The following is a 19,566-nucleotide window of genomic DNA, read 5'->3' as shown; positions in this document are numbered from 1 at the left end:
GACCCGCCAGGAGCCCCGCGTGAGCACGGTCCCCCTCTCCCCGGAGCAGGCCGCGGTCTTCCAGGCCATCGAGGGCACGCGCGACCACATCTTCGTCACGGGCCGCGCCGGCACCGGCAAGTCGACCCTCCTCACGCACCTGTCGTGGAACACCGAGAAGCAGATCGTGATCTGCGCGCCCACGGGCGTCGCGGCGCTCAACGTCGGCGGCCAGACCATCCACTCGCTGTTCAAGCTGCCCATCGGGGTCATCGCCGACGAGGAGATCGAGCAGACCGGCGAGCTGCGGAAGCTCCTCAACACCATCGACACGCTCGTCATCGACGAGGTCTCCATGGTCAACGCGGATCTCGTCGACGCCATCGACCGCAGCCTCCGCCAGGCGCGCCACAAGAAGGACGTGCCGTTCGGCGGCGTGCAGGTCGTGCTGTTCGGGGATCCGTACCAGCTGGCCCCCGTGCCCGGCGACGGCGACGAGCGCGCCTACTTCGCCGACCGCTACCGCTCCATGTGGTTCTTCGACGCGAAGGTGTGGGAGGAGGCGCAGCTGCGGATCTACGAGCTCACCGAGATCCACCGGCAGCATGAGGAGGCGTTCAAGGAGATGCTCAACGCCGTGCGCCACGGGCGCGTCACGGCGGAGATCGCGGGCGTGCTCAACGCGGCCGGCGCGCGCCCCGCGCCCACCGACGGCGCCATCACGCTCGCGACGCGCAACGACACCGTGAACCGGATCAACGCGGAGGCCCTCAAGCGCCTGCCCGGCCGCTCGCTCACCGCCACCGCCGACGTCACGGGCGACTTCGGCGGGCGCACCTACCCGGCCGACGAGAAGCTCGACCTCAAGATCGGCGCGCAGGTGATGTTCCTCCGCAACGACGTCGACCAGCGCTGGGTGAACGGATCCGTCGGCGTCGTCACGCGCATCGACACCAACGTGTACGTGGAGCTCGACGGCGTCGTGCACGAGGTCGAGCCGGTCACGTGGGAGAAGCACAAGTACTCGTACTCGCCCACCACCAAGCAGCTGCGGCGCGATGTGGTCGCCGACTTCACGCAGTTCCCGCTGCGGCTGGCGTGGGCCGTCACCATCCACAAGTCGCAGGGGAAGACGTACGACCGGGCGATCGTGGACCTGGGCGCGCGCGTCTTCAGCCCCGGCCAGACCTACGTGGCCCTCAGCCGGATCACCGACATCGACGGGCTGTTCCTCACGCGGCCGCTGCGGCCGGGCGACATCATCGTCGACGAGAACGTGCGGCGGTTCATGAGCGAGGCGACCAGGATCCGCGTGACGCCGTCGGTCGCGCCCGCGAGCTGACCCGGGTCCGCGTGCTGCGGGCCGGCCGACCGGCTCAGTGGCCGGAGTGCTCGCCCTGGATGCCGTCGAGGTCGATGGAGCTGTGCTGGCCGTGCGGCACGGCGAACTCGCCGGCGCGCGTGAGCGAGAGTGCGGGGGTCACGAGGCCGGCGACGACGAAGGCGCCGACGAGCACGCCCGCGAGGTAGCGGCCGCCCGTGCGCTCGGGATCCGCCTCGGCGGTGGCGGTGGAGGGCGTGCCGGCGGCGGAGGCCGGCAGCGCGGCGGAGACGGGTGCGGCGGGTGCGGCGGGGGACGGGAGCGGCGCGCCGGATCCGACGAGCGCGGCGTCGGCCGGGAACGTGGCCTCGACGGCCGTGCACACGGCCAGGGCCTCGGACTCGGCATGCGAGCGGAGGTGGCGGCCGACGACCGCGGCGACCACGAGGTCGAGCAGGGTCGCGGCGAGCATGGGGATCACGGGCAGGTCGCTGGTGATGCCGGGGGCGGACATGACGACCGCGGCCGTCACGAGGAGGGCCCAGCCGGCGACCGGGACGAGAGCGCCGAGGGCGGCCCAGCCGGGGACCGGCAGGCGGTCGGAGCGGAGGGCCGCGACGGCCCACGCGCCCTCGGCGAGGCCGATGAGGAGGAGTGCCACCATGGCCGCGGGCGGGGATCCCGCGCCGACGGCCAGGTGGATGAGCGCGGCGCCCAGGGCGGCGAGGGCCAGCCAGTGGCGGATGAGCAGTGACACGTGCTGGTCCCTTCGTCGTCCCGGGCGCCGCGGGTGGTGCGGTGCTGCGTGCTGTCGTGCGGGTGGTGCTGTCGTGCGGTGATGCGTGACGCGCCCGGTGCAGCGGCGCGGCGGTGGCGCTGCCTAAGCGGCGCGGGCGGCGCGGTTGCGGACGCCCTTCTCGGCGCCGAGGCCCACGATCAGCAGCACGACGGCGCTGCCGAGGTGCAGGAAGTGGTCCGCGGTGTTGAGCGCGAGGATGTTGAAGTCAGTGTTCACGAGGAAGAAGCCGACGATGCCGAGCGCGAGGTACGCGAATCCGATGGTGGAGTTCACGGCCTTGGCCGACGCGACGCTGGAGAGGCCGCCGATGAGGAGGGCCGCGCCGATGAGCAGGTGGGCCACGTTGTGGAACGGGTTCACCATGAAGATCCCGAGCAGCAGGCCGCCGTCGGAGGAGAAGAAGCCCCCGCTCTGCGGCGGGAACAGGAAGCCGAGAAGGCCGACGAGGACGTACACGGCGCCGAATGCGGTGCCGAGCAGGCGGTTCGGGGATGAGCTCATGATGGTGCCTCCACTGGTAGGGAAGAGCCGGGGCGTTCCCAGGCTCCTTACATTCGTACCGCCTAAGCGACCGGTTTGGTGCGCAGGCGCTACTGGATCAGGACCCGTTTGCCAGGTGCTCGCGGAGGAACGCCTCCGTACGGCGGTAGGCGAGGGCCGCGGCGTCGGGATCCATGCGGTCGCGGAGGCTCGCGTTGGGGAACACGGGGGTCGTGCCGGGGTAGGTGTGCGAGGTGATGGGCGTGCCGTGCTCGCGGAGCCGGCCGATGAACGCCTCGGGTCGCTGGTCGTCGATCCAGTCGTCGTGCTCGGCGAGGTGGAGGAGGACCGCGCACGGGATGACGCCGTGCTCCTGGGGGCCGAGGCTCGCGCAGTAGGCGACCACGGCGTCGGCGCCGCCGTCCTGCGCCTCAAGGAGCGCGAGCCAGCCGCCGGGCGCGAAGCCGACGAGGCCGACGCGCCGGGATCCTCGGGCGCGCGCCGAGTCGATGCCGTCGCGGATCGTGCCGAGCGCGAACCCCACGTCGAGCTGGGCGGCCAGCCCCTCGGCGAGCGCGTCGTCGAGGGTGGCGCGGCCGTCGTAGAGGTCGGGGACGAGCACGTGGAAGCCCGCGCGGGCGAGGGCGAGCGCGTACTGGTCGAGCCAGGGGAGGCGGCCGTGGTCGTCGTGGACGAGCACGACCACGGGGCTGCCGGGGTCGCCGAACTCGAGGGTGACGCCGGGATGCGGCAGGTCGACGATCTCGGGCATGGGGAGAACCTACAGTCGGCCCCTCCGACGCCGCGCCGTGGAGGAGGATCGTCGCATGGGATACCGCAACCGGCTCGCTGCCGCCACGACCGCCATCGTCATCGCCGCCGCGCTCGCCGGCTGCTCCACCCCGCCGCGCACGCCCGACGCCGACGCCAGCCCGAGCGCCGACGCGGCCGCCCCCTCCGAGACGGAGTCGCAGGGCTGGAACCGCGCCGACCTCTCCTTCGCCGAGGAGATGGGCGACCACGCCGCCGGATCCGTCGAGCTCGCCGTCGCCGCGCTCCAGGTGCGCGACCTGCCGCCGGGCGCCGGGGAGCTGGCCGCGCAGATCCGCGACGAGCAGGGCCCGCAGTCCCGGACGCTCGCGGAGCTCGCCGAGGAGTGGTCGGGCGAGGAGGGCGGATCCGGCGCGAACGGCACCGAGGACCGCGACGAGGCGGGCGGGGTGTCGGCCAGCAGCGGATCCGAGGACGGCAGCGCCGGCGGCACGACCGACGGTGCCGCGTCCGAGGCCGACATCGAGGCGATGAGCGACACGGCGTTCGACTCCGAGCTGCAGGTGCTCAGGGCGTCGAGCGGCACGGACGCGGGCCGGCTGTTCCTCCAGGGCATGATCGCCCGGCACCAGGCCGCGATCGAGCTGGCCCACGGGGAGTCGCAGCTCGGCACCTCGACCGAGGCGCTCGAGCTGGCGGGTGCCATGGCGGCGTCCCAGGGCGAGCAGCTCACGAAGATGCGCGCGCTGCTCGCGTCGTACGGGGGCTGATCCCCGGCGCACTCCACGACCGAGGGCCCGGCGCGGAACGCGTCGGGCCCTCGGTCGTGCGGCGAGCGTCGTGCGGCGAGCGTCGTGCGGCGCGGGTCGTGCCGCGGGTCAGGCGGCCGGGCGGAGGAACGCGGCGGCTGCGGCGGCGAGGTGCCCCGGGTCGTCGGCGCCGCACAGCTCGCGAGCCGAGTGCATCGAGAGCAGGGGGATCCCCACGTCGACCGTGCGGATCCCGAGCCGCGTCGCGGTGATCGGGCCGATGGTCGAGCCGCACGGCACCGCGTTGCTGGAGACGAACTCCTGGAACGGGACGCCCGCGCGCTCGCAGGCCAGGGCCCACTCGCGCGCGCCGACGCCGTCGGTCGCGTAGCGCTGGTTCGCGTTGATCTTCAGCAGCGGGCCCCCGTTCGGCACCGGCCGGTTCGCCGGGTCGTGGCGGTCCGGGTAGTTGGGGTGCACGGCGTGGCCGGCGTCGGCGGAGAGGCACCAGGAGAAGGCGAACGCGCGGCGACGCTCCTCGGACGAGGCGCCGAGGCCGGCGGAGATGCGCCCGAGCACGTCCTCGAGGACGGGGCCGGCGGCGCCCGACGGGGTAGCGGATCCGACTTCCTCGTGGTCGAAGGCGGCGAGCACCGCGACGGGCGCGTCCGGGTCGTCGTCGGCGGTGCCGGCGAGCTCGAGCAGGGCGGCGAGGCCCGCGTGGACGGAGCTGAGGTTGTCCATCCGGCCGGCGGCGAAGAGCTCGCCCGCGAGGCCGAGGGATCCGGGCGCCTGGGTGTCGGCGACGCCCACGTCATAGCCGAGCACGTCGTCCGCCGCCACTCCGGCGAGGCCGGCCAGGTGGCCGAGCACGTCGGCGTCGGCGGGGGAGCCCGTGCCCAGGATCGGGCTCGTGTGGCGCTGCGGATCCAGCCGGAGCCCGTCGGTGTTGACGCCGCGGTCGAGGTGGACGGCGAGCTGCGGGAAGCGCAGGAGCGGGCCGGTGCGGACGAGGTGGCGGCGGCCGTCGCGCGTGACGAGGCGGCCGGCGAGCTCGAGGTCGCGGTCGAGCCAGGAGTTGAGGAGCGGGCCGCCGTAGACCTCGACGCCGGCCTGGAGCCAGCCGTCGGATCCGATGGTGGGCTTCGGCTTCAGCTTGAAGCCGGGGGAGTCGGTGTGGGCGCCGAGCACGCGGAAGGGCGTGGTGGCGTGCGCGCCGGCGGGCTGGATCCAGGCGAGGAGCGCGCCGTCGCGGACGATGAACCGCTTCCCCGAGCCGGTCGGCCACGCGTCGCGCTCGTCGAGGCGCGTGAAGCCCGCGGTCTCGAGCCGGCGCGCACCCTCCTCGGCCGCGTGGAACGAGGAGGGCGAGGCCTGGATGAAGCGGCCGATGTCCGCGAGGTGCGCGCGGCGGTCTGTCGGCATCAGTAGCCGCTCGATCCGAGCGCGCCGTTCTCGGGCGTCTGCACGGGGCCCGCGAGCACGACCGCGCTGCCCGAGACGCCGAGGCGCGTGGCCCCCGCCTCGATCATCTGCACGGCGGTCTCGTAGGTGCGGATCCCGCCGGACGCCTTGACGCCGGCCTTGCCGTCGACCGTGCGGCTCATCAGCTCGACCGCGTGCACGGTCGCGCCGCCGGTGGGGTGGAAGCCCGTGGAGGTCTTGACGAAGTCGGCGCCGGCGGCGACGGCCGCGGTGCAGACGGCCACGATCTGGTCGTCGTCGAGCGCGGCCGACTCGATGATGACCTTGAGCACGGCGGGCGTGGGCACGGCCTCGCGGACCGCGCGGATGTCGGCCTCGACGTCGGCGAAGCGGCCTTCGCGGGCGGCGCCCACGTCGATCACCATGTCGATCTCGTCGGCGCCCTGGCGGATTGAGAGCGCGGCCTCGGCGGCCTTGACCTCGCTGTGGTGCTTGCCGCTCGGGAAGCCGCAGACGACCGCGACCTTCAGGTCGGATCCCGCCGGCAGCTCGAGCGGCAGCATCGACGGCGAGACGCACACGGAGTAGGTGCCGAGCTCGACGGCCTCGGCGACGAGCGCGGCGACCTCGTCGCGCGTGGCCTCGGGCTTCAGGAGCGTGTGGTCGATGATGCGGGCGATCGCGGCGGTGTCGGTCGCGGGCGTGGACGGGCTGGTGCTCATGGGATTCCTCACGTCGTGCGGGACCTCGATCCTACGGCGGGGGCAGACGGGGCAACTCGGCCGGCCGCCGTCGCCGCGCCCCGCCGATAGCCTCTCGACCGTGGACATGGATCCGACGCTCGCCCTGCTGCTCGTGGCGCTCGCCGCCATCCTGACCAGCGGGGTGCTGCTGTGCGTCGGCGGGCTGCTCAGCGCACGCGAGCGCGGCATGGGCCGCGCGCAGCTGTTCGCGCGGCCGGCCCTGCCGTGGACCCTGGCGGCGATCGGTGCCGGTGCCGTCAGCGTGCTCTGCTGCCTGCCGATCCTGCTGCCGTAGGACCGCTGCCGCCCCCGCCGATCAGGAGTAGTCGGCTCCCGGGATGCCCGCGGGACGATAGACGTACCCGTCGGCGTCGGGGTCGAGCTCCCACACCTGCTCCTCCTCGCTGAGCGAGGTGGCGCGGACGAAGCTCTTCACGGGCTCCCCGTTGATGAGCTCGACCTCGGTCTCCTCGGTCCCCTCGGGGCCGACGAGCTGGGCGGTGTACGTGGAATCGGTCATGGTCCGACCCTACGACCGTCGGCCCGCGACGACCGGGCCGGGCCGGGATCCCCAGCCGATGCCCGAGCGTGGGGCGCTGGGGAGGGAGCGGATCACGCCTGCAGCTCCACGAGCACGCGTGGCAGCTCCACGAGCAGCTCGCCTGCGAGGTAGCCGAGCGGACCCACCTGCACCGCGAGCCGATCCCCGGCCGCGGCGTGCGCGTGCGTCGCCCAGACGGCCGCCTGCGCCGGATCCGCGCCGCGCGCGCAGAGGCCGGCCACCGCGCCGCCGAGCACGTCGCCGGATCCGGACGTGCCGAGCCCGCTTCCGCCCGCGCCGATCGTCCACGCGCGCCCGTCGGGGGCGGCCACCACACCGCCCATCGTCACGACCGCCCGGTACTCCCGGGCGATCTCACGCGCGTCGGCCACGGCGTCGTCGCCCGCCTCGCGGCCGAGCAGCCGCTCCGCCTCCGAGGAGTTCGGGGTGAGCACCAGCCGCCCGGCGAAGTGGGCGGCCGACTCCCGGCATGCGGGCAGCACGCCCAGGGCGAAGGCGTCGAGCACCACGACCGCGTCATCGGGGACGAGGGTCGCGAGCAGGCGCACCATCCGCTCGGCCCCGTCCGCGTCGTCGAGGCCCGGGCCGAGGAGCACGGCGTCGGCGGAGGCGATGTCATCCTCGGCCGCGCGGATCCCCGCGCCGCGCACGTGGCCGTCGGCCGTCTCCTCGAGCGGGACGACGCCGCTCTCGGGCACCGCCACCGCGACCTCCGTGGCCACCGACGCGCCCACCGCGAGCGTGAGCCGGCCGGCGCCGACGCGCAGGGCGGCGAGGCCCGCGATCATGGCCGCACCGGGGGAGCGGAGGGCCCCGCCGACGACCACGACCTGGCCGCGGCCGTACTTGGATCCGGTCGCCGCGGGCAGCGCCCAGTCGCGCAGCGCCGCCGGGGTCACCACCTGGGCGGACCCGTCGGGCCGTGCGTCATCGCCGTCGGTCATCGGGTTCTCCTCCGTGCTCGGTGACGGGGGCGCCCTGCCCGTCGAGGTGCTCCGTGGCCGAGAAGACCCGGAGGGTCCACGGGCCGCGCGGGGCGGACCGCTCGAGGATCGTGACGGACGCGTTCGCCACGGTGTGCTGCGCCTGGAAGGCGAGCAGCTCGGCCTCGGTGAGCCCCAGGCCGACGTAGAGGAAGAGCATGACCACGGCGTCGTGCGTGGTGATGAGGGCGCGGCCGTCGGCGGATGCGACCTCCGGGTCCTGCAGGAACGAGCGGATGCGCAACGCCACGTCGGCCCACGACTCCCCGCCCGGCGGCCGGTAGGAGAGCTTCCCCAGCCAGCGCCTGCGGTCGTCCTCGTCGGGGTGGCGCGCAGCGACGCCGCGGGCGGTGAGCAGGTCGAGGATCCCGAGCTCCCGGTCGCGCAGCCGCTCGTCCGGCCGCGCCTCGGCGTCGATGCGCGCCTCCCCCAGCGCGACCGCCACCGTGCTGCGCGCGCGGAGGTAGGGCGAGGTCCACACGGTCGTGGGCGCGTCCGACCGTGTTGCGAGCCAGCGGCCGAGGGCGCGGGCCTGCGCCTTCCCGACGTCGGAGAGCGGCACGTCCGGATCGCGGTGGTCGACCCGGATCACCTCGTCGCCGTCGCGGTCCGCCCGGCTCGCCGCCACGTTCGCGGTGCTCTCGCCGTGGCGCACGAGCCACAGCTCGGTGAGGGCGGTCACGACGGGCCCACGGCGCGGGCGGCGGCGACGGCGGCGCGGATCCCGTTGGTCCAGGGCGCGCCGTGGCCGGGGAGCACGATGCGCGCGTCGGTCTCCTCGAGCGCGAGGAGGGAGCGGAGCGCCCGGCCGCTGTCCGCGGTGGCGGCGCCCGCGACGATGCGGCAGCCGGTGCGGCCCGTGTACGGGTCCAGGGTCACGAGCGCGTCCCCGGTGATGAGCGCGTCGCGGTCGGGCAGGTGGAGCGCGACGTGGCCGTCCGTGTGGCCGGGGGTCGGGATGGCGACGGGACGGCCGGGCACGTCGAGGGGGCCGGCGGCGACGTCGGCCACGGCGTCCACGCCCTCCACGCGCAGGGCGCCGGCCGCGGCCATGGCGGCGACCACCGGGATCGCGCGCCCGTGGCGGAGCGGGTACGCGAAGGGCGTGCGCTCACGGCGGTAGGAGTAGGGGTGGCGGGCGATCCGCGCGTCGTCCGGGTGCACGTGCACGGGCACGCCGAGCTCGCGGGCGGCGCGGGCGGCGGATCCGACGTGGTCGAAGTGGCCGTGCGTCAGCACGATGGCGCGCACGTCGTCGGGCGTGCGGCCGATCGCGTGGAGCGCGCGCAGCAGGTGCGGCCAGGTGTCGGGGAACGCGGTGTCGACGACCGTGATCCCGTCGTCGCCCTCGATCAGGTACAGGTTCACGTACGCGTGGGCGAGCAGGTGCACGCCCGGGGCCACGTCGCGCGTGAGCACGGGGCACGAGGGCCGGGGCGGGGTGCCGGTGCGGATCATGCGTTCCTCTTCGTCGGGGGAGTGCGGGCGGCCGGACCGGGTGCGGCCGGACCGCGGCGGGCGGCCGACCCGTGCTGGGTCGGCCGCCCGGTCGTGCACCGCGGGTCACTCGGGGGTGACGGCGTCCTTCACGGCCGAGGCCGCCTTCTTCAGCAGGCCCGGGTCCTTGGCCGGGATGGTGCCGTGCAGGAGCGGGTTGCCGATCGGCGGGGCGGGCATCGGCACCGAGGTGGTCGGGCCGTCGTGGTACGTGAACGTGCCCTTGCCGTCGGGCGTCGGGCCGGACGCCCACGTGCCCTCGGATGCGGCGGGGCCGTCGGAGAAGTTGAGGTACTGGTACGAGACCTCCTGCTCTTCGAGCGCGACCGGGAAGTCGCCGGGCACGGGCAGGGTCTCGGTGCCCTCGGCCTGCAGCTCGGCGATCGCGGCGAGCCACTGGTTCTGGTGCATGGTGTCGCGCGCGAGGAGGAAGGAGAGGAGGTCCTTCACGCCCTTGTCGTCGGTCATGTGGTAGAGCCGGGCGACCTGGATCCGCCCCTGCATCTCGGCGTTGGCGTTGGCGTGGAAGTCGGCGAGGAGGTTGCCGCTCGCGGTCACGAAGGCACCCGACCACGGGTTGCCGTTCGCGTCGACCGGGCGGGCGCCCGCGCCGGCGACGATGGCGTGCTGGATGTCGCCGCCGCCGATGACCGCGGCGAGGGTCGGGTCCTTCATCGCGTCCTCGGTCGCCTCGACGGGCGCCGTCTCGAGCAGCTTGGCGATCATGATGGCGAGCATCTCGACGTGGCCGAACTCCTCCGCGCCGATGCCGTAGAGCATGTCGCGGTACTTGCCCGGGAGCTTCGAGTTCCAGGACTGGAAGCCGTACTGCATGGCTACGGAGATCTCGCCGTACTGTCCGCCGAGCACCTCCTGGAGGTGGCGCGCGTAGATGGGGTCGGGCTTGTCGGGGGTGGCCTCGTGCTGCAGGGCCTGCTTGTGGAAGAACATGGAGGGGTCTCTCCTCGTCGTCGGCGCCGCGGTCGGGAGCGACCGCGGATCTCCATAGACCGTCCGCCGGTGGGGTCCAGAGCGCCTACCCCCTTGACACGCGCCGGGCACGTCGTGCCGGGCGCGTCGGCCGGCGGGATCCGATCCCCGCGACGACCCCTCGCGGGGTGCTTCCCACTACCACATGCCCACGGGTCTCCCGCACGAGCCGGAAATCGCCGACAACGCTGGCATAGTGGGTGGGCACGGCCGAAGCTCAGCGCCGCTCTCTGGCCCCCTCTCCGTCGGCGCGGGGCCCGAGAGCTCATGAGGGGAACACGGGATCGATCATGGGGACGTTCAAATACGACTCGACGCTGACGGCGGAGTTCGACGACCGCCTGCTCGCTCATCTGCAGCTCGTCATCGGCGCGAAGCTGCGACGCGGGGAGAACTTCTACTTCTCCTGGCGCGACGACGTCGAGGTGGGCGACGGGCGCACGACCATCTGGATGCACAACTCGCTGCCGCTGGTGTTCAAGTACCACGGCAGCCGCGTGCCGCCCATCAACCGCAAGTGGGTCGACGCGCTCATGACCACGGCGAACAGCCCCGGCGGCCTGCTCATCATGCGGGAGCCCCCCGAGGACGAGCCGCGCGACGACGCGCGCTGACCTCGAGCGGAGCCCCCTCCGCTCTTACGCGCCGACGGGCGCCCATGTCAACCCCCTCCGTCCCATTGGGGTCGTGCGCGCGCGGCTGACATCCTGGAGACCGATGTCGCGCGCGCGCGTGACCTCGGAGGGGACGCCATGCACGACACCGGCACCGACGACATGGGCGACCTGGTCCAGTCGTCCGAGAGCGAGGCCCTCCCCGACCGGCGCGAGGGTCCCGACCGCAGCCCGACCGAGCAGGCCCGCTTCGTCGCCGGCTACTTCGGCTGGTCCATCACGGGCGACGCCATCCGCGGCGCGGACGAGGCTGTCGCCCTCTACATCGAGGACCTCGCGGCCGCCCTCACCGAGCTCGGCTGGATCTCCACGGCCGGCATCCACTGGGATCGTGTCCCCTACGGCGAGCACGACGCCGCCGAGGCGCTCCGCGCGGTGCAGCGCGCGCACGGCTGGGACATCTGAGCCGGCCGTTCCCGCATGTCCGCCGGGAGTCATGACGGGGGACTGGGCATTTCCCCGCGTGGGGAGCACACTGACCGCACGAGGCCGCAGCGGGCTCGGGCGCTTGAGGATTGTCGAGAGTCCTCCTATGCAGTCCGGACCGCATCACCGGCCCTCCAGATCCGCCCCGGATCGGTCGTGTCGTGGACGACCGACTCACCGGGGCGGATCGTCTGAGCGGCGTGCGCCGCCTCTCCCGTCGCGCCGCGGGCACCGCACGCCCGTCGCCGCGCCCGGATGTCGCCGCTGACTGGACGCGGCCTGACCTTCGCTTGGCGGACAGCCCCGCAGGGCGTTGTCTGGATGAGCGCGTGTCCCACGAGGATCCGCGCCCGAGAGCAGAAGGAGCACCATGAAGGCACTCACCTGGCAGGGCATCCACGACGTCGAGGTCAAGGACGTCGCCGACCCCGTGATCGAGCAGGACACCGACGCCGTCATCCGCATCACGTCGACGGCGATCTGCGGATCCGACCTCCACCTCTACGAGGTCTTCGGGCCGTTCCTCGACAAGGACGACGTGCTCGGCCACGAGAACATGGGCGTCGTCGAGCAGGTCGGCAGCGCCGTCACGAAGCTCAAGGTCGGCGACCGCGTGGTCGTCCCCTTCGTCATCGCGTGCCACGACTGCTTCATGTGCGACCGCGGCCTCTTCACGCAGTGCGAGACCACGCAGGTCAAGGCCCAGGGCAGCGGTGCCGCGCTGTACGGCTTCAGCGAGATGTACGGATCCATCCCCGGCGGCCAGGCCGAGCGCCTCCGCATGCCGCTCGCCGACGCCAACGCGATCGTCGTGAACGGCGAGCTGCCGGACGAGCGCTACCTCTTCCTCAGCGACATCCTCCCCACGGCCTGGCAGGGCGTGCAGTACGCGAACGTGCCCGAGGGCGGCACGCTCGGCGTCATGGGCCTCGGCCCCGTCGGCCAGTTCGCGGCCCGCATCGGGAAGCACCTGGGCTACCGCGTCATCGCGGTGGATCCCGTCCCCGAGCGCCGCGCCATGGCCGAGCGCCACGGCGTCGAGACCCTCGACCTCACCGACGACGTGCCCGACAAGCTGCGCGAGATGGTCGACGGCCGCGGGCCCGACGCCATGGTCGAGGCGGTCGGCATGGAGGCGCACGGCAGCCCCGCCGCGTCCTTCGCCCAGAAGGCCGCGGGCCTCCTGCCCGACGGCATCGCGAAGAAGGTCATGGACACAGCGAGCGTCGACCGCCTCGCGGCCCTGCACACGGCATTCGACGCGGTCCGCCGCGGCGGCACCGTCTCCATCTCGGGCGTCTACGGCGGCGAGGCTGACCCGCTGCCCATGAAGTCGCTCTTCGACAAGCAGATCGCGATCCGCATGGGCCAGTGCAACGTCCAGTAATGGATCGAGGACCTGCTGCCCCTCGTCGAGGACCCGGCCGACCCGCTCGGCGTCATGGACCTCGTCACGCACTCCGTGCCGCTCAGCGAGGCCGCGCACATGTACGAGATCTTCCAGAAGAAGGAGGACGGCTGCATCAAGGTGGTGCTGAAGCCGTAGCCTCCCGGGCTGGCACGACGACGGCCGCGTCCCCTCGGGGGCGCGGCCGTCGTGGTGCTCGGGGTGCGATGCCCCCGTCGAGGGTGGTCTCAGGCTGCGGTCGCCGAGGATCTCACGGCGTCGAGCACCTCGCGGAGCTGCGCCACGACCTCGGCGTCGTCCGCCGGGTGGCGCTCGGCGAAGCGGACGACCGACTCCGGGATGGCCATCTTGACGTCCTCGAGCACGTGCGCGCCGGCGATGCCGAGGGCCTTGCGAGCCTCGTCCTGCGCCCAGACGCCGCCGTACTGGCCGAAGGCGCTGCCGATCACCGCGGTCGGCTTCCCGGCCAGGGCCGACGCGCCGAACGGGCGCGAGGCCCAGTCGATCGCGTTCTTCAGCACGGCGGGCATCGTGCCGTTGTACTCGGGCGTGATGACGAGGAGCGCGTCGGCCGCGGCGATGGCGTCGCGGAAGGCCACGGCGTCGGCGGGCACGGATCCCTCGACGTCGACGTCCTCGTTGTAGAAGGGGAGCCGGTCGAGGCCGGCGTGGATGTCGAGGGTCACCCCGGCGGGGGCGTGGCGCACCGCCGCCTCGGCGATCTGCTGGTTGGTGGAGCCTGAGCGCAGGCTGCCGACGAGCACGAGGACGTGCGTCATGGTGTTCTCCTTCGGGGTCGTTCCGGTCGGATCGTCTCCGTCGACGTGCCGCAGGGCGGAGGCGCGTGCCTCCTCTCCGACCCTAACGAGCGCCCTCTGACGTCTTCCCGGACGTGCGCCTCCCGGCCGGCGTCGGTCAGCGCGCGCCGATGTCCGCGAGGATCCCGTCCATCAGCTCGGCGAGGGCGACGGACTCCGCGTGCGGCATCTCCGCGCACTCGACGGCGCCCGCGCGGATCGCGTCGCGCGCCGCCCGGAACATGGGCACGTAGCCGCGGCCCTCGATCTCGTGCTCCTGCCGTTCCGGATCCCCGTCGGCGGGCACGACCGTGAGTGCGCGGGAGGCGAGGAAGAGCGGATCCACCTCGATGCGGCCGGCCGTGCCGCTGACGGTCGCGCCCGTGGGGAGCGCGGCGACGAGGGAGCAGGCGAGCGTCGCGTGCCGCCCGTCGGGCCAGCCGAGCAGGATCGCGACCTCGGTGTCGACGCCGCCGTCGATCACGGTGCCGACCGCCGCGACCGACGACGGCGTGCCGAACAGGCCGTGCGCGAAGGCGAGCGGGTACACGCCCATGTCGAGCAGCGTGCCGCCGCCGACCTCCGGGTCCCAGAGGCGGCCCTTCCCGGGCTCGGTGACGAAGCCGAAGGCCACGGAGATCGCGCGCGGATCCCCGATGCGGCCGTCCGCGATGGCGTGGCGCACAGCGAGGTAGCCGGGGGAGAACGCCATCCAGAGCGCCTCGAGGAACAGCAGGCCCTCGGCGCGGGCGAGGTCGACGAGGGCGCGGGTGTCGGCGGCCGTGGTGGTGGCGGGCTTCTCGCAGACGACGTGCTTGCCGGCGCGGAGGGCGGCCTCCGCCTGCGCGCGGTGGAGCGTGTGCGGGGTGGCGACGTAGACGGCGTCCACCTCGGGGTCGGCGAGGAGCGCGTCGAGGGTGTCGTGGATCCGCGCAATGCCGTGCGTCGCGGCCAGATCCTCGGCGCTCGCGCGGGTGCGGGAGTGCACGGCGACGACCTCGATGCCGGGCACGAGCAGCATGTCGGGGACGACCGAGGTCGCGATGCCGGCGGCCCCGATCACGTCGAACCGGACGGGGCCGGCGTCGTCCCCGTCGGGCGGGCGGGCGGGGGCGGGCGGCATCGTCGTCGACATGTATCGAGCCTAGGCGGTGCCCGGTTGCCGTGAGAGCGCTTCCACGGAAGCGCGCGCGGCCCTTGACAGGGCCGAGGAGGGCTGCATATGGTCTGCCGAACGGCGTGAGAGCGCGCTTACAGCGAGAGCACCGACGTCCGACAGGCACAAGGGAGTGACCTTTGACGAACACAGCACGAACGCGCGCGGCCGCCGGCATCGCCGGCGCCGCGGTCATCGCCCTCCTCGCGACCGGATGCAGCTCCGGCGGCGCGGGAGGATCCGACGGCGGGGACATCACGCTCACCGTCACGACGTTCAACAAGATGGGCTTCGACGAGCTCTACGCCCAGTACGAGGCGTCGCACCCGGGCGTCACCATCAAGGCGACCAACATCGACACGGGCGGCAACGCGCTCATCGACTGGCAGACCAAGCAGGCGTCCGGGGCGGGGCTCCCCGACGTGCAGGCCGTCGAGGAGGGGGGGCTCAGCAAGGTGATGCAGGTCTCCGACTCGTTCACCGACCTCCGCGACCACGGCATCGAGGACGTCAAGGACCGCTGGGTCCCGTGGAAGTACGACCAGGCCACGGATCCCGAGGGCCGTGTCATCGGATACGGCACCGACATCGGGCCCGAGGGCCTCTGCTACAACTCGAAGCTCTTCGCCGAGGCGGGCCTGCCCACCGACCGCGCCGAGGTGGCGACGCTCTTCGGCGGCGAGGACGCCACCTGGGACCGCTACTTCGAGGTCGGCAAGCAGTACAAGGCGGCCACGGGCAAGTCCTGGTACGACCAGTCCGGCTTCATCTGGAACGCCATGGTCAACCAGCAGGCCGAGGGCTACTACACGAAGGACGGCGAGCTCAACGTCGAGGGCAACGCCGACCTCGAGGCGCTCTGGCAGAAGGTCGCCGACGGCGCGGGCGCCGGCCTCTCCGACGCGCAGACCGCATGGGACTGGGGCGGCGGCAAGGCGTTCACCGACGGGTCCTTCGCGACCTTCGTCTGCCCGGGATGGATGCTCGGCACGCTGAAGGGCAACGCCGAGTCCGCGGGCGGCGACGCCACGACCGGCTGGGACTTCGCGGACGTGTTCCCCGGTGGATCCGCCAACTGGGGCGGCTCGTTCCTGACCGTGCCGACCAGCTCGAAGCACCCGGCCGAGGCCGCGGAGCTCGCCGCGTGGCTCACCGAGCCGGAGCAGCAGTCGGCTGCCTTCCAGTCCGCGGGCACGTTCCCCAGCGCCGTCGAGGCGCAGTCCTCGGAGGGCGTGACCGGGCCGAGCGAGCTCACGACGTTCTTCAACGAGGCACCCGTGGGCACGATCCTCGCTGCGCGTGCCGAGGGCGTGAAGGCGCAGTACAAGGGGCCGGACGACTCGGTCATCCAGGAGCAGGTCTTCGGCCCCTCCATCCAGGCGCTCGACGCCGGCAAGTCCGACGGCAAGAAGTCGTGGGCCGACGCGATCACCCTGCTCGGGCAGCTGGTCGAGCAGTAGGAGCCGGGCGGTCGGGGGACCGCCCACCCGAGGGGTGCGGGCGCCACAGCGCCCGCACCCCGTCCCTGACGCTCGAGAGAAGGACCGATGACGACCACCCTGCGCCCACCGGCGCCGCCCCGACCCCGCGCGCTGCCGCCGCGGGAGCCCGCACCGCCGACGTGGCGCCAGAGGCTCGCCACGTGGGACTTCCGCTACTCGCCGTACCTCTACGTGGCGCCGTTCTTCGTGCTCTTCGGGTTGGTCGGCCTGTTCCCGCTCGCCTACACGTTCGTCGTGTCGCTCAACGACTGGAACCTGCTGACGGGGGCGGGCGACTGGATCGGGTTCGAGAACTACGCGGTCGAGCTCGCGGATCCGCTGTTCTGGAACTCCGTCTACAACACGTTCAGCATCTTCCTGCTGTCGACGGTGCCGCAGCTGGCCGTCGCGGCGGCCATCGCGGCGATCCTCGACCAGAACCTGCGGGCGAAGACGTTCTGGCGCATGAGCGTGATCCTCCCGTACATCGTCACGCCGGTCGCGGTCGCGATCATCTTCAGCAGCATGTTCGGCGAGAGGTACGGGCTCGTGAACAACCTGCTCACCGAGATCGGGCTCGACCCGGTCATGTGGAAGACGGAGACGCTGCCGTCGCACCTCGCCATCGCGACGATGGTGAACTGGCGCTGGACCGGGTACAACGCGCTCATCCTCCTCGCGGCCATGCAGGCCGTGCCGCGCGACGTGCACGAGTCTGCCGCGCTCGACGGCGCAGGATCCGTGCGGCGGTTCTTCTCCATCACCGTGCCGAGCATCCGTCCGACGCTCGTCTTCGTGATCATCACGGCCACCATCGGCGGCCTGCAGATATTCACGGAGCCCAAGCTGTTCAACGCCGCGAGCTCCACGCCGGGCGGGCCGCAGCGGCAGTACCAGACGACCGTGCTCTACCTCTGGGACCTCGCGTTCAACCGGCAGGACTTCGGCAAGGCGAGCGCGGTGGCGTGGATCCTGTTCCTCCTCATCGTGCTCATCGGGCTGCTCAACTTCTGGCTGTCGCGGCGCATCGCGGGGGTGGAGGCGCGGGGATCCGCCCGCCGCACCCGCCGGGCCATCACCCGGTTCCGCGCCCAGCCCGCGGCCCCCGCGCCCGGCGCGACCAGCGTGCCGCAGGCGCCCGACACCGTCCTTCCCGAGGAGCGCGAATCATGACCGCCACCGTCACCCGTCCCGCCGCGTCAGCCGGCACCGCCTCCGGGCGCCCGCCCGCCGGCCGCGACCGCGCGCCCCGGCGCCGACCGAGCGGCGGCACCGGCATCGACCGCCGTCCCGGATTCCTCGCCTACGGCCTGATCCTCGCGGTCTTCATCGGCGGCGCGTATCCGCTGTGGTGGTCCGTCGTCATGGGATCCAGCGACAAGTCGGCGCTCACCGACACCTGGCCGTCGCTGCTGCCGGGCGGTCGGTTCTGGATCAACGTGTCCGAGGTCGTGGGCACCGTGCCGTTCTGGCTCGCGCTGATGAACAGCGTGATCGTGTCGACCGTGATCAGCGTCTCGGTCATCACCTTCTCGACCCTGGCCGGATACGCCTTCGCCAAGCTCCGGTTCCGCGGCCGCGAGGGGCTCATGGTCTTCGTGATCGCGACGCTCGCCGTGCCCACGCAGCTCGGCATCATCCCGCTGTTCATGATGATGAAGCAGCTCGGCTGGACCGGCACGCTCGGCGCCGTCGTGGTGCCGACCCTGGTGACGGCGTTCGGCGTCTTCTTCATGCGGCAGTACCTGGTGGACGTGATCCCGACCGAGCTCATCGAGGCGGCGCGGATGGACGGCGCGTCGATGATCAGCACCTTCTGGCACGTGGGGGTGCCCGCGGCCCGGCCGGCCATGGCGATCCTCGGCCTGTTCACCTTCATGACGGCCTGGACCGACTACCTGTGGCCGCTGCTCGTCGTGCCGCAGAACCCGACGCTGCAGGTGGCGCTCAGCCAGCTGCAGTCGGCCAGGTACGTCGACTACTCGATCGTGCTCGCGGGCGCGGTGCTCGCGACGCTGCCGCTGCTGGTCCTGTTCGTGGTGGCCGGACGGCAGCTGATATCCGGGATCATGGCGGGCGCGGTGAAGGGGTAGGGGCCGCCCGTACACTCGTCCTGATCCACGCCGCGCCTGATCCGACGAGCACCGACATGAGGGGGACCGTGGCCGCCGACGCCGAGCAGCACCCGCCCACCCTCGAGATGGTCGGCGCGCTCGCCGGGGTCAGCCGGGCCACGGTCTCGCGGGTGGTGAACGGATCCGACCGGGTCGCACCCGACGTCGTCGCCGCCGTCAACGCGGCCATCGCCACGCTCAACTACGTGCCCAACCGCGCGGCACGCTCGCTCGCCGGGCGCCGCACGAACGCGCTGGCGCTCGTGATGCCGGAGCAGACGGCCAGGGTGTTCGCGGATCCGTTCTTCTCGGCGCTGATCCAGGGCGCGATGGCGCACCTGGCCGCCACCGAGTACACGCTCACGCTCCTCATCTCCTCGCCCGCGCAGGCCGAGAAGACCCGGCGGTTCCTGCTCGGGGGGAACGTCGACGGCGTCCTCGTGGTGTCGCACCACTCGGGCGACGCCACCTTCAGCGGCATGCGCGACCGGCTGCCCGTCGTGTTCGCCGGTCGGCCGCTGCGACAGGACGACCGCGAGGCGCCCACCGTCGACGTCGACAACGTCGGCGCCGCGAAGGCCGCGACCGAGCACCTGATCTCGCGCGGTCGGACGCGCATCGCGTCGGTGGCCGGCCGCCAGGACATGCCGGCGGGGATCGACCGGCTGCGCGGGTTCCGGGAGGCGATGACCGGGGCGGGGCTGGATCCGACGCTCGTCGCGTACGGCGACTTCTCGCCGGCGTCGGGCGCCGACGCGATGCGCACGCTCCTCGCGCGCGGCGAGCCCATCGACGGCGTCTTCGCGGCGAGCGACCAGATGGCCGCGGGCGTCTACGCGGAGCTGCGCGAGCACGGGCTGCGCGTGCCCGACGACGTGGCGGTGGTGGGCTTCGACGACGACTACTTCGCGAAGTCCGCCGTGCCGCCGCTCACCACCGTGCGCCAGCCCAACCAGGAGTTCGGCCGGAAGATGGCCGAGGTGCTGGTGCGGCTGGTGGCGGGGGAGACAGTGGAGCCGCTGACGCTCATGCCGACCACCCTGGTGGTGCGGCAGAGCAGCTGAGGCGCGGCGGGCTGCGGTCGCCGGTGCTGCTAGCTGTACTGGGTCATGACGTTGGTGACACTCGGGCCGCGGGCGTGAGCCCGTGGCTCGAGTGGATCCGTTCAGTGTTGTAGTGCTCGATGAAGGGGTCAAGCGCGTCGGCCCGGT

Annotated in this window: 21 protein-coding genes and 2 pseudogenes; 10 read left to right on the top strand and 13 right to left on the bottom strand. The window is 73.0% G+C overall.

What is annotated here, in order from left to right; all coding sequences use genetic code 11:
• The first annotated feature begins 19 nt into the window (after positions 1-19).
• A complete protein-coding gene (locus tag HDR73_RS11940) occupies positions 20-1,321 on the top strand; it encodes an ATP-dependent DNA helicase (protein ID WP_012300270.1) in 1,302 nt (433 codons plus the stop codon).
• 34 nt (positions 1,322-1,355) lie between these two features.
• On the opposite strand, the gene HDR73_RS11935 is transcribed toward HDR73_RS11940, so the two are convergent.
• The 3 genes from HDR73_RS11935 to HDR73_RS11925 form a co-directional block, all read right to left on the bottom strand.
• The gene (locus tag HDR73_RS11935) at positions 1,356-2,057 is read right to left on the bottom strand and encodes a hypothetical protein (protein WP_012300269.1); all 702 of its coding nucleotides are present in this window, start codon (positions 2,055-2,057) and stop codon (positions 1,356-1,358) included.
• A 123-nt stretch (positions 2,058-2,180) separates the two neighbouring features.
• Positions 2,181-2,600, bottom strand: coding sequence for a DUF4383 domain-containing protein (locus HDR73_RS11930; RefSeq protein WP_012300268.1), 420 nt, complete (start codon positions 2,598-2,600; stop codon positions 2,181-2,183).
• Between the two features lie 97 nt (positions 2,601-2,697).
• Complete coding sequence (locus tag HDR73_RS11925; protein WP_012300267.1) at positions 2,698-3,351, bottom strand: dienelactone hydrolase family protein; 654 nt, start codon at positions 3,349-3,351, stop codon at positions 2,698-2,700.
• A 55-nt stretch (positions 3,352-3,406) separates the two neighbouring features.
• Between HDR73_RS11925 and HDR73_RS11920 the strand changes: the two genes are divergently transcribed.
• Positions 3,407-4,120 (top strand): DUF305 domain-containing protein, encoded by a 714-nt coding sequence (locus HDR73_RS11920; RefSeq protein WP_012300266.1) that lies wholly within the window; start codon positions 3,407-3,409, stop codon positions 4,118-4,120.
• A 108-nt stretch (positions 4,121-4,228) separates the two neighbouring features.
• On the opposite strand, the gene HDR73_RS11915 is transcribed toward HDR73_RS11920, so the two are convergent.
• Together HDR73_RS11915 and deoC are read right to left on the bottom strand one after the other, a co-directional pair.
• Positions 4,229-5,524, bottom strand: a complete 1,296-nt coding sequence (locus HDR73_RS11915; protein ID WP_012300265.1) for a M18 family aminopeptidase — start codon at positions 5,522-5,524, stop codon at positions 4,229-4,231.
• Positions 5,524-6,246: a deoxyribose-phosphate aldolase gene (gene deoC, locus HDR73_RS11910; RefSeq protein ID WP_012300264.1), complete on the bottom strand. Its 723-nt coding sequence runs from the start codon at positions 6,244-6,246 to the stop codon at positions 5,524-5,526. Before deoC ends, HDR73_RS11915 begins: the two co-directional genes overlap by 1 nt.
• A gap of 106 nt (positions 6,247-6,352) precedes the next feature.
• Between deoC and HDR73_RS11905 the strand changes: the two genes are divergently transcribed.
• The gene (locus tag HDR73_RS11905) at positions 6,353-6,562 is read left to right on the top strand and encodes a hypothetical protein (protein ID WP_106408698.1); all 210 of its coding nucleotides are present in this window, start codon (positions 6,353-6,355) and stop codon (positions 6,560-6,562) included.
• A 21-nt stretch (positions 6,563-6,583) separates the two neighbouring features.
• Here the strand turns inward: HDR73_RS11905 and HDR73_RS11900 are convergent, their stop codons facing one another.
• From HDR73_RS11900 to HDR73_RS11880, 5 genes are all read right to left on the bottom strand, one after another.
• Positions 6,584-6,787 (bottom strand): early set domain-containing protein, encoded by a 204-nt coding sequence (locus tag HDR73_RS11900; protein WP_012300262.1) that lies wholly within the window; start codon positions 6,785-6,787, stop codon positions 6,584-6,586.
• A gap of 92 nt (positions 6,788-6,879) precedes the next feature.
• Positions 6,880-7,773: an NAD(P)H-hydrate dehydratase gene (locus HDR73_RS11895; RefSeq protein ID WP_012300261.1), complete on the bottom strand. Its 894-nt coding sequence runs from the start codon at positions 7,771-7,773 to the stop codon at positions 6,880-6,882.
• Positions 7,757-8,494, bottom strand: coding sequence for a histidine phosphatase family protein (locus HDR73_RS11890; protein WP_012300260.1), 738 nt, complete (start codon positions 8,492-8,494; stop codon positions 7,757-7,759). Before HDR73_RS11890 ends, HDR73_RS11895 begins: the two co-directional genes overlap by 17 nt.
• Positions 8,491-9,270, bottom strand: a complete 780-nt coding sequence (locus tag HDR73_RS11885) for an MBL fold metallo-hydrolase (RefSeq protein WP_012300259.1) — start codon at positions 9,268-9,270, stop codon at positions 8,491-8,493. Before HDR73_RS11885 ends, HDR73_RS11890 begins: the two co-directional genes overlap by 4 nt.
• A gap of 105 nt (positions 9,271-9,375) precedes the next feature.
• On the bottom strand, positions 9,376-10,260 hold the full coding sequence (locus HDR73_RS11880; protein ID WP_012300258.1) for a manganese catalase: 885 nt from the start codon (positions 10,258-10,260) through the stop codon (positions 9,376-9,378).
• Positions 10,261-10,589: 329 nt separating this feature from the next.
• Between HDR73_RS11880 and HDR73_RS11875 the strand changes: the two genes are divergently transcribed.
• The 3 genes and pseudogenes from HDR73_RS11875 (at position 10,590) to HDR73_RS11865 (ending at position 12,945) form a co-directional block, all read left to right on the top strand.
• Complete coding sequence (locus HDR73_RS11875; protein WP_012039605.1) at positions 10,590-10,913, top strand: DUF7882 family protein; 324 nt, start codon at positions 10,590-10,592, stop codon at positions 10,911-10,913.
• A gap of 138 nt (positions 10,914-11,051) precedes the next feature.
• On the top strand, positions 11,052-11,378 hold the full coding sequence (locus HDR73_RS11870; protein WP_012300257.1) for a hypothetical protein: 327 nt from the start codon (positions 11,052-11,054) through the stop codon (positions 11,376-11,378).
• A gap of 391 nt (positions 11,379-11,769) precedes the next feature.
• Positions 11,770-12,945, top strand: a pseudogene (locus HDR73_RS11865) (zinc-dependent alcohol dehydrogenase).
• An 89-nt stretch (positions 12,946-13,034) separates the two neighbouring features.
• Here the strand turns inward: HDR73_RS11865 and HDR73_RS11860 are convergent.
• Together HDR73_RS11860 and HDR73_RS11855 are read right to left on the bottom strand one after the other, a co-directional pair.
• On the bottom strand, positions 13,035-13,586 hold the full coding sequence (locus HDR73_RS11860) for an NAD(P)H-dependent oxidoreductase (protein WP_012300256.1): 552 nt from the start codon (positions 13,584-13,586) through the stop codon (positions 13,035-13,037).
• Positions 13,587-13,722: 136 nt separating this feature from the next.
• Complete coding sequence (locus HDR73_RS11855) at positions 13,723-14,739, bottom strand: Gfo/Idh/MocA family protein (protein WP_012300255.1); 1,017 nt, start codon at positions 14,737-14,739, stop codon at positions 13,723-13,725.
• A gap of 161 nt (positions 14,740-14,900) precedes the next feature.
• On the opposite strand from HDR73_RS11855, the gene HDR73_RS11850 reads away from it, so the two are divergent.
• From HDR73_RS11850 to HDR73_RS11835, 4 genes are all read left to right on the top strand, one after another.
• Positions 14,901-16,220 (top strand): ABC transporter substrate-binding protein, encoded by a 1,320-nt coding sequence (locus HDR73_RS11850; protein ID WP_012300254.1) that lies wholly within the window; start codon positions 14,901-14,903, stop codon positions 16,218-16,220.
• Positions 16,221-16,307: 87 nt separating this feature from the next.
• Entirely contained in the window at positions 16,308-17,414 is a 1,107-nt protein-coding gene (locus tag HDR73_RS11845; protein ID WP_012300253.1) for a carbohydrate ABC transporter permease, read from the top strand.
• A complete protein-coding gene (locus tag HDR73_RS11840) occupies positions 17,411-18,334 on the top strand; it encodes a carbohydrate ABC transporter permease (protein WP_012300252.1) in 924 nt (307 codons plus the stop codon). The genes HDR73_RS11845 and HDR73_RS11840 overlap by 4 nt, the downstream gene beginning before the upstream one ends.
• A 56-nt stretch (positions 18,335-18,390) precedes the next feature.
• Positions 18,391-19,419 carry a LacI family DNA-binding transcriptional regulator gene (locus HDR73_RS11835; protein WP_012300251.1) on the top strand — a complete coding sequence of 343 codons (1,029 nt, stop codon included), beginning with the start codon at positions 18,391-18,393 and terminating at the stop codon, positions 19,417-19,419.
• A gap of 43 nt (positions 19,420-19,462) precedes the next feature.
• Here the strand turns inward: HDR73_RS11835 and HDR73_RS11830 are convergent.
• Positions 19,463-19,566, bottom strand: a pseudogene (locus tag HDR73_RS11830) (IS481 family transposase); the annotation flags it as partial.

The organism is Clavibacter sp. (assembly GCF_014802555.1).
Taxonomy (GTDB): Bacteria; Actinomycetota; Actinomycetes; order Actinomycetales; family Microbacteriaceae; genus Clavibacter; species Clavibacter sepedonicus.
This window is presented reverse-complemented; position numbering and strand designations above follow the sequence as displayed.